Annotated in this window: 9 protein-coding genes; 7 read left to right on the forward strand and 2 right to left on the reverse strand. The window is 66.3% G+C overall.

Annotated elements, in window-relative coordinates:
* Positions 1-73: 73 nt before the first annotated feature.
* Positions 74-1039, reverse strand: coding sequence for a helix-turn-helix transcriptional regulator (locus MRBLMI1_RS13660; RefSeq protein WP_367733778.1), 966 nt, complete (start codon positions 1037-1039; stop codon positions 74-76).
* Positions 1040-1137: 98 nt separating this feature from the next.
* Here MRBLMI1_RS13660 and MRBLMI1_RS13665 point away from each other — a divergent pair, with 98 nt between their 5' ends.
* A complete protein-coding gene (locus MRBLMI1_RS13665; protein ID WP_367733779.1) occupies positions 1138-1593 on the forward strand; it encodes a VOC family protein in 456 nt (151 codons plus the stop codon).
* A gap of 57 nt (positions 1594-1650) precedes the next feature.
* Here MRBLMI1_RS13665 and MRBLMI1_RS13670 read toward each other — a convergent pair whose 3' ends face one another.
* Positions 1651-2202, reverse strand: a complete 552-nt coding sequence (locus MRBLMI1_RS13670; RefSeq protein ID WP_367733780.1) for a dihydrofolate reductase family protein — start codon at positions 2200-2202, stop codon at positions 1651-1653.
* A gap of 176 nt (positions 2203-2378) precedes the next feature.
* On the opposite strand from MRBLMI1_RS13670, the gene MRBLMI1_RS13675 reads away from it, so the two are divergent.
* From MRBLMI1_RS13675 to MRBLMI1_RS13700, 6 genes are all read left to right on the forward strand, one after another.
* Positions 2379-2933, forward strand: coding sequence for a YdeI/OmpD-associated family protein (locus MRBLMI1_RS13675; protein ID WP_414685896.1), 555 nt, complete (start codon positions 2379-2381; stop codon positions 2931-2933).
* A 124-nt stretch (positions 2934-3057) separates the two neighbouring features.
* Positions 3058-3825 (forward strand): nucleoside phosphorylase, encoded by a 768-nt coding sequence (locus MRBLMI1_RS13680; RefSeq protein ID WP_367733781.1) that lies wholly within the window; start codon positions 3058-3060, stop codon positions 3823-3825.
* Between the two features lie 445 nt (positions 3826-4270).
* A complete protein-coding gene (locus MRBLMI1_RS13685) occupies positions 4271-5527 on the forward strand; it encodes a hypothetical protein (RefSeq protein WP_367733782.1) in 1257 nt (418 codons plus the stop codon).
* A gap of 185 nt (positions 5528-5712) precedes the next feature.
* Positions 5713-7293 carry a reverse transcriptase domain-containing protein gene (locus MRBLMI1_RS13690; RefSeq protein WP_367733784.1) on the forward strand — a complete coding sequence of 527 codons (1581 nt, stop codon included), beginning with the start codon at positions 5713-5715 and terminating at the stop codon, positions 7291-7293.
* On the forward strand, positions 7290-7889 hold the full coding sequence (locus MRBLMI1_RS13695; protein ID WP_367733785.1) for a hypothetical protein: 600 nt from the start codon (positions 7290-7292) through the stop codon (positions 7887-7889). Before MRBLMI1_RS13690 ends, MRBLMI1_RS13695 begins: the two co-directional genes overlap by 4 nt.
* Positions 7890-8367: 478 nt before the next feature.
* Positions 8368-8775, forward strand: coding sequence for a very short patch repair endonuclease (locus MRBLMI1_RS13700; RefSeq protein WP_367733786.1), 408 nt, complete (start codon positions 8368-8370; stop codon positions 8773-8775).
* Positions 8776-8778: the final 3 nt, after the last annotated feature.

Below are 8778 nucleotides of genomic sequence, written 5' to 3' on the forward strand. Positions count from 1 at the left end.
TACATCTGCGCCAAGTCACGGCACGGCACGGCACGACACGGCACGACACGGCAGAGCGCACGAGCCCGTCGGGTCAGGAGGCAGGCCCCGCGACGGCCACGCGAGCGAGACGCTCGGCGAGGGACGCGAAAGCCGCGGACAGCTCGGGCGGACCGACGACCTCCATCGGCGCCTCGAACCGGCCGAACGCCGCGGCGAGCGCCTCCCACGACCACGACCCCGCCTCCAGCGTGCAGCGGTGCGCGTCGACCTCGGTGACGGTCCCGTCGCCGGCGAACGGGCGCACGTCCCGCGCCGGGAGGTGCAGGAGAACGGTGCCGCGGCAGGGCCAGGTGGCATCCCCTCCCCGGAAACGCGCGGAGACGAACGCGTCCACGTCGCCGCCGGGCACGGTGCGCGGCGAGAAGGTCGGCCCGTGCGGGATGCGCGGGCGGATGCGGTCGACGCGGTAGGTGCGCCAGTCGTCGCGGTCGAGGTCCCAGGCGACGAGGTACCAGCGTCCGTCGGAGGTCACGAGGTGGTGGGGCTCCGCGCGTCGCGGAGGACGGTCGTCGCCGTCGCCGTAGTCGAAGCGAAGGGTGTGCCGATCGCGGATGGCTTGCGCGAGCGTGACGAGCACGTCGAGCGGGACCTCCGTGGATGCCGCCGCCCCCGGCCGCGTCACCGTCGTCACCTCCAGGGCGTCGAGCCGATGGCGGAGGCGCGACGGCATGACCTGCCGGACCGTGCCGAGGGCACGCGCCGCCGCCTCGCCGATGCCGGCCCCGAGCGACGGGGCGGTGCGCAGCGCGATCGCCACGGCGAGCGCCTGATCGTCGTCGAACAGCAGCGGTGGCAGTTCCTCCCCCGCGTCGAGGCGGTAGCCGCCGTCCGGGCCGAGGGTGGACGAGATCCGGTATCCCATCTCGCGCAGCCGATCGATGTCGCGGCGCACGGTGCGGTCGCTGATGCCGAGCCGCGAGGCGAGGACGGACCCCGGCCAGTCCCGGCGCGCCTGCAGCAGTGACAGGAGCGTCAGGAGGCGCGAGGTGGGGGCCATGGCATCCAGGGTATTTCCAATCTAGGACAGGAACTGACCTATACGGCTGGAATCGTCGTTGTCACGAGCCGAGGGGCTCGGCTTTCGAAGGAGCGAACATGACCGTCCAGACCACCACTCACCTGAACTTCCGTGGCGACGCGCGCCAGGCGCTGGAGTTCTACCAGTCCGTCTTCGGCGGGCACCTCGCCGTCAACACGTATGCCGATTTCGGAATGCCCGCCGACATCCCCGGCGCCGACAAGGTCGTCTTCGGCGTCGTCGCCGCGGAGAACGGGTTCCGCGTGATGGGATACGACATCCCTGGCCAGAGCGAGGGCGGCATCGCGGGCGACGGCTCGACCCGTCGCGAGAACAACACGACCATCACCGACCAGGCACTGTTCGTCTCGCTCAGCTCCCCCACTCTCGAGGAGCTGCAGGGCTACTGGGATTCCCTGACGATGGATGCCACTGTCGTCGAGCCCCTCGCCGCCTCGGCGTGGAGCGCGGGCTTCGGCATGCTGACCGACCGGTTCGGCGTGACGTGGAGCTTCTCGGTCGCCGCGCAGTGACGTCGACGGGGGCGGCGGGGTGCATGCCGCCGCCCCCGGGCCGCAGCACGACGGTCGTCACCTGAGGGGGCGATAACGCTGCACGGTGATGCCCGACCGGAACTCGCGGCGCTCGATGAGCTCGAGCTCGACGTCCGCGTTCTCGAGCAGCCGCGGCCCGCGCCCGGCGATGAGCGGGTGCACGACGAACGTGAACTCGTCGATGAGTCCGGCGAGGTGCGCAGGGAGGTGCACGCCGCCCAGCGAGATCCCGCGACCCGGCCGTTCCTTCAACGCTCGGACGGCGTCGATCAGGTCACCGCCGAGCATCTCGGCGTTCCAGTCCACGCGGTCGAGGGACGTGGATGCCACCGCTTTCGGCATCGCGTCGATGACCTCGGCGAAGCGGACGTCGTCGTCGTCCATCCACTCGGGCCACGGCCCCGACGTGGGCCGGCGCCACGCGTCGCGCATCATCTCGAACGTGACGCGGCCGTAGAGGACGGTGTCGGAGCGGCGGAGCTCGTCGGTCCAGAACGCCATGGACTCCGCATCGGGCGGGAGGCCGGCCTCGTGGTGGACGCAGCCGTCGAGCGTGGTGTTGATGCCGTAGCGAAGGGGTTGGGTCATCGTGAACTCATCTCCGATGCGGCCTGTCAGCTCTGGTCGACGCTGTCCGGCGGCCGGCACGGCCGATCATCCTCCGGCCGCCGCGGTTTCGCCAGTTTCTCCCACGGTCCCTGAGGTCGCGTCGCCGCCCCGACCTCTGTCATCCTGCTCATCACTCGTCGTCTCGGAGGCTGCTCGTGGACCTGGAACACCTCACCGTCCCGGATGCCGCCGCGTGGCGCGCGTGGCTCGATGAGAACGAGGACGTCAGCGACGGCGTCTGGCTCACCCTCGCGAAGAAGGGCGTGCAGACGCCCACGTCGCTCACCTACGCGCTCGCGCTCGACGAGGCCCTCTGCAGCGGATGGATCGACGGCCGCCGCCGGGGCCGCGACAGTGAAACTTTTCATCAGCACTTCACGCCGCGGCGAGCGCGGTCGCTGTGGTCGAAGCGGAATGTCGACCTCGTCGCCGGGCTCATCGCCGCAGGCCGGATGCGTCCCCGCGGCTTCGCCGAGATCGAGCGCGCTCAGGCCGACGGCCGGTGGGACCGCGCCTACGCCGGTCCCGCCACCATCGAGACCCCCGACGATCTGCTGGCCGCCCTCCGGGAGGTTCCGGATGCCGCCACCGCCTTCACCGCGCTGACGAGCTCGGCGCGGTACTCGGTGCTCTTCGACGTGACGACGGCGGCGACATCGGAGGTGCGGGCGGCGCGAATCGCGCGGTGGGTTTCGAAGCTGCGGGCGTGAGTTCCGGCGGATGCCTCGTGGTAGCGTCGGCGCACTGCGTGTCCTATCAACCATGGCGCTTCGCGACAGGGCGGGGACTGCGGCGATACCCATCGTCACATTTCCCACCGGAGGTCGTTCCCCCATGTCCACTGTCGTCGACAAGTCTCAGGCGGGCCTCACGGCCCGGCAGTACCACATCGGCATCGCGCCCGGCGAGGTGTCGTCCGTCGCCCTCCTCCCCGGCGATCCGTTCCGCGTGCCCTTCGTGGCCGAGTTCCTCACGGACGTGAAGGAGGTCGCCCACAATCGCGAGCACCGCACGATGACCGGCTGGTACAAGGGCCGTCACATCACCGCCACCTCCACCGGGATGGGGTGCCCGTCCACAGCGATCGCCGTCGAGGAACTGGCCCGTGTGGGCGTGACGAGCTTCATCCGCGTCGGCAGCTCCGCGGGCCTGCAGCCCGGCATCGCCCCGGGCGACCTGCTCGTGAGCGAGGGCAGCTTCCGCAACGACGGGACGACGGACGCCTACGTGCCCAAGGGGTTCCCGGCGGTCCCGGACGCCGAGCTCACTCTCGCCCTCACCCGCCACAGCACGCGGCTCGCCGCTGAGGCCGGCACCCGAGCACACGCCGGCATCAGTGTCAGCGACGACGCCTTCTACGCCGAGACTCCGGAATGGATCGACCAGCTGCACCGCATGGGCCTGCTGAACGTCGAGATGGAGGCATCCGCCCTCTTCGTCGTCGCGCGCCTGCGCGGCCTCCGCGCCGGCATGGTGTGCGCCTGCTCGAGCAACCTCGTCGACGGCGCCTCGCTCTACGACGAGGCCAACACCGCCCTGAAAGACGGATGGATGCGATCGATCGAGGCCGCGCTCGAGACCGCGGTCGAGCTGGAGTTGTGAGGGCGGCGCGGGGCGCTGCTGGTGTGTGGCGCTCGCGCGTCGTCAGGTGGTCGCCGCGGACTTTTCGGTGTCTCGGGACGACTGTGAGCGATGCCGGCCGAAATTCCAGAGCGCGCCCGCCTCCTCCTGATGGCCGACGCACTCGCGTAAGCCTCCGCGTGCATGGCTACAGTCTCCGCGCTATCGCGCGGTCGCTTTCCGCGAGACCGCAGATGCCGAGACCACCTGCACCGCACTGCTCTATTCGGCGCGATACAGGATGTTATTCGACGTCACGTGGGCGCGGGCACGACTACGGACCGCTGGCGCACTCGTCCAGACAGGCATCGAAAGCTCAACCTCCGTTGCCGGGACGGAAGTTCGATCTTGGATCCTGTGAAGGGCACCACACTGCGCCTCGATGCATGGCGCTTGCCGTCCGAGGAGAAGTGGCATTGTTAGGGGCGTGCGCCCCCTTTCAGACGATGGCACCAAAGTCGATGCCGAGTTCGCCGTGGAGCCCGAAGGCGACCTGCTCTCGGTGGTTCTTGAGAGCCGCGGCGGGGCTTCGCAGGGCTCAGAACCACGGAACTCCGAATACAACATCGCGCTTGAACTCCTACTTAGACGCCTCGCGCAGCTTCGTGCAATAGTCGTCGATGCGCTCGTAGATTCCGCCCGGGCTCGTGAACTTCCTTATCGTGAGCGTCGGATCGTCGCAGAACCGATCAACTTGGACAGCCACACCGACTTATCGCGAGTCCGAGCCGAGCTGGGCAAGGCGGCCGCGGCGGTGGGTAGACCGCCCGGCGCATCGGGAGAAGGAAACCGAACGAAGCGGATCAAGCTCCTCGTCGACGTGCCGAGTCTTGGGCAGGCCAAGCACTCCGCCGCCGCGCTGGTCGCCGTACTGGCTCGCGAGTCTCTCGCGCTGGACGTCTCGCCGACCGCAGTCGGCGGGTTCCTTCGCGAGCTAATCGGGATCCCGATCACCACCGTCTCCGGCTCACGAATCAATACCATCCTCGCTGTTGATTCACGGGATGTGGTCGTTTCAACGACCCGAACTGCCGGCGGCCACGCTGTCCCGATCGGCGATGTCGTCGCCGCGATGGAGCTCATCAAGCAGAACGGTGTTGTGGACGTTACGGTCGACACCCTGGGGTACCGCAGCGCATTCATCGGTGCCGTACTACTGCAACTTCCCGGCGCGAGGATTCTTGGGTCGGCACCGGCGCGAATCATGATCGGGAACGTAACCGAGAGTGATCCGAGCGACAAAGGCATTTCGTCCGACGTTGACTCCGCGCCTTTCCAAAGGGCATTGGATCGACCGGCCACAACAAGGCAACGACGCGAACAGCAGCGCCTCCGCTTCGCTCTACTACGCGGCCGAGATCAAGCGCCATGCGCACTTTGCGGGGAGACCTACCCCGCCCGGTTCCTTCGGGCGGCCCACATCAAGAAGCGAGCCGTTGCGGCCGACGATGAAGCGCGGGACATTCCACGCATCGCGATGCTCGCATGCGTCTTCGGATGCGATGCGTTATTTGAAGACGGGTACGTAGGTGTGGAGAACGGAGCCGTGATCGGGACGGCAATGGTTGACCTACAAACCGCGATCGGGCGACACATAGGCAAGATCCGCGGTCGCGCCGTCGACGGATACGAGGATGCTGCCGTCTACTTCGACTGGCATCGAACGCATGTATTCATGAGCTAGCCAGCAAGCGAGTGAACGCAGAAATCATCTCTCATCGGCACCCGGCGGTCGGGAACCGACGCCCCGAATCTGGGCACACGCCGCCGACTACGGACCCCGCGAAGAAATTAGCCAGGGGCGCGCGGCGTGCGCGCCGTCGAGGCAGCCTTCCGCCCATCGGCGCTGTGCGACTGAGATAGTGAGTCATGCCTATTGATACGCAGCTTCTCGATCGACTGGACTTGAAGGCGGCCATCGACAAAGAGTTGTCGATGTCGAACCGCCTGATGCCCCGTCGACCAGATCGGCTCGCCCTCTCGAGCAGGTCTGAGGATCTGCGCACATTGTTCCGTAATCGCTACCGCAGAGGGTTGTTCGGTGATCCAGGCTATGTGGTCTTCATTGAGAAGAACCGGCCAGGGCGACGCCCCATCACCGAGATGAGCTTGTCGGACAGGGTGCTGTTCCGGGCGCTCGTCGACCTGATAGCCGAATCTCTCCCGCCGCACATCGTCAAGCGAACTCCAAACGCTGATTTCAAGAAGGCGCCGGTTTTAGTCCCTGGCACTCGGTACGTCAGCAAATCCGATGTCGCGTCCTACTACGAGTACGTCGATCACAATCGGTTGGCAGTAGAACTGGAAGGACAGACCGGCGAGGCGACGGCTGTCGCGGCGTTGATCGAGCTGCTCGGGGCGGTGATGGGCCGACGCGTCGGGTTGCCGCAGGTTCACCAATCGAGCGACATCCTTGGGGACACGTATATCGACCCCGCGCGCCGTCGCTTGCGGCGAGCCGGATATCATGTGACCACTTATGCGGACGACTTTCGCATCGCCTCCGCAACATTGGCGGACGCCCGGGCAGCGTTGGAGGCGTGCGCTAGAGAGGTTCGTACGCTCGGGCTCACGCTGAATGAGAGCAAGACCTTCACTTACACTTCCGTGAACTATCTGTTTTCACTCGATGCATTCGCTAAGGCGGAGAAGGAGCTGTTCGAGGACGTTGACGGGTCCTCTGAGGACCTCTCGCTGCTGTTCCTGTCCGATTACTCCGATGAGGCCGCCGGTTCTGCCGAGGACGTTGTCCGGACGCTTGCTGCGTCGGTCGCTCAGCCAGTGCTTGAAGATGACGTGCTGGAGGCGATCAAAACCGACGTGACTAGCGACGTCGCGCCGGAGCAGGTCCGCGCAGCGGAGCGGGCGTGGGAGCTATGGCTGGAAGAGGACGGGTCCGAGGAGCGTGTATCAACGACTGCCGCGGCAATCAGCGAGACCCTACTCGAAAGAGCACTTCCCATTCTGGGTCGTGCAGGGAACAGAACGCCCTTGGACCGCCTGTCGGTGGTGCTCCGTTTCGAGCCGGCACTGACTCCTCAGGTCACTGCTTACATCGTCGAGCTGGGCAAGACGGGCCCCGCCGCAAGGACTGCAATTCGACGGATTCTTGACGCTCTCGTCGAAGAAGCGAGCTTCAGTGACTGGCAGAAGATCTGGCTCGCCGAGGCGGCGGGTAGCGTCCGTCCTGCTCGCACCGACCACTCACACTACGAATGGCTCGAGCGATGCGTCTCGAGTGAGGATTCCGCGCTCGCTGCCACGGCGGCGGCCGCGCTCGGCAGGCTCCGCCGCGGCGACGCGGCAGTTCTCGGCCGCGCCCTCGATCGGGTTGGACCGGCATGGCGCACCCTGGTTTTGACGGGCATGGCGCCGCTTGACTTCCAGGCGGCCGAGGATGCGGCTGAAGATCGCCTCGAACGGATCTTGCTCGAGGAATTGAAGTCATGACGCTTCCGCCGGTGGCGAGCGAGCGGGCGGAGAGCGCCTCGCGTCTGCTGAACCTGACGCTCGGGTTGCACAGGATTCAATCGGCGACACCCGAGCGTAGCGACTCAAAGCCAAGACTGGGTGACCCTGCCTTCGACGGCGTTCAGGTGCAACGGCAAGCGACCTGGTTACGACTGATCTCAATCACGGAGACGTTCTGCGCCGACCGCCTGTTGGACGCAGCCGAAGCCGAGGTGGCCCCCGACGGCAGTCCCATTCGAGGCCTCGTCTGGGATAAGGCTTCCACGGCTGCCATCAGTTCGTGGCCGGCAATGAAGGATGCTTACAACAGCTGGTACGGCATCAAGCCCAACTGGGCAAAGGTCGAGACACTGATTGAAGTTCGCAACGCGATCGCTCACGGCCTCGGAGAACTCACACGTTTTCAGCGTCGGAAGCGGTCATCGCTAGTCACGAAGTTTAATCATGCGGGCGTCCACCTGAGCGGGAACCGAGTAGTGATTTCCGAGAACAATCTGAGTGACGTTCGAGACGGGTGCTCGGAACTGATCGTTCTGCTCGACGCCGAGGTTGCCATCAGGACCGCGCGGCCGTGATTAGCAATCCGCAGTCAACCTTCAGCTGCTTCTCGCCGCAACACGACCAGTACCCGCCTCCTCTACTGCGACGCGTCGCTTCGGCATCCGGGGTGGCGCGGCGCGATCGTGAGATTGGCGCCGGCCCGCTGGGGAGTGCAGCAGGTGAGCGTCGCAGGTGCCCTAGAGCGCGTAGACGGTTGCCTGTCGAACCCGTGAAGATTCGACACCTCGCTTCCAGCGTTTGAGGCCTCCGCGCATGCCGCCAGCGTGGGCTGTGTTTTGCCTATTATCCAGGGATGTTTCCGGAATGAAGATATGTGTGGGAGAGTGCTGTTAAACGGTTTCCGTCGCCCTGGGTGCTTGCGTGCATCGCTGTTGGTTGGCGTGGGATCGCGGGGACGGAGCTGGCGGTTCGGGTCCCCCTAGCGCGACCACCACCGCGACGTGCGAAGCGGAGCTGTTCAGAGCGGCGACCTTGAGCCGCTACGGTCTGATCATGTCTTGGGCGAGTTCCGAGGGCACTGCGCGCTCGATGCGAGCAAATCGCAGACGTGACACCGGCCCAGAACGTGCCGTGCGCAGCTTGCTGCACAGGCGAGGTCTCCGCTACCGCGTCGACTTCGCTCCCCTCGGTAAACGGCGGCGCGCGGACATCGTGTTTACCCGCCAACGCATCGCGGCATTCATCGACGGATGCTTCTGGCACTGCTGTCCTGTTCACGGAACGCAGCCACGCCTGAACGCCGAGTACTGGGAACCCAAGCTCCGCCGCAACGTCGAGCGCGACCGCGAGACCGACGACGCACTTCGCGCCGCGGGGTGGCTCGTGCTCCGCTTCTGGGAGCACGAGCCACCGGCGCTGGTCGCGGACAGGATCGTCGAGGCTCTTCGGCAGAAGGGCTGACGC

Origin of the sequence: Microbacterium sp. LMI1-1-1.1 (assembly GCF_040815675.1) — a bacterium.
Classification (GTDB): Bacteria; Actinomycetota; Actinomycetes; order Actinomycetales; family Microbacteriaceae; genus Microbacterium.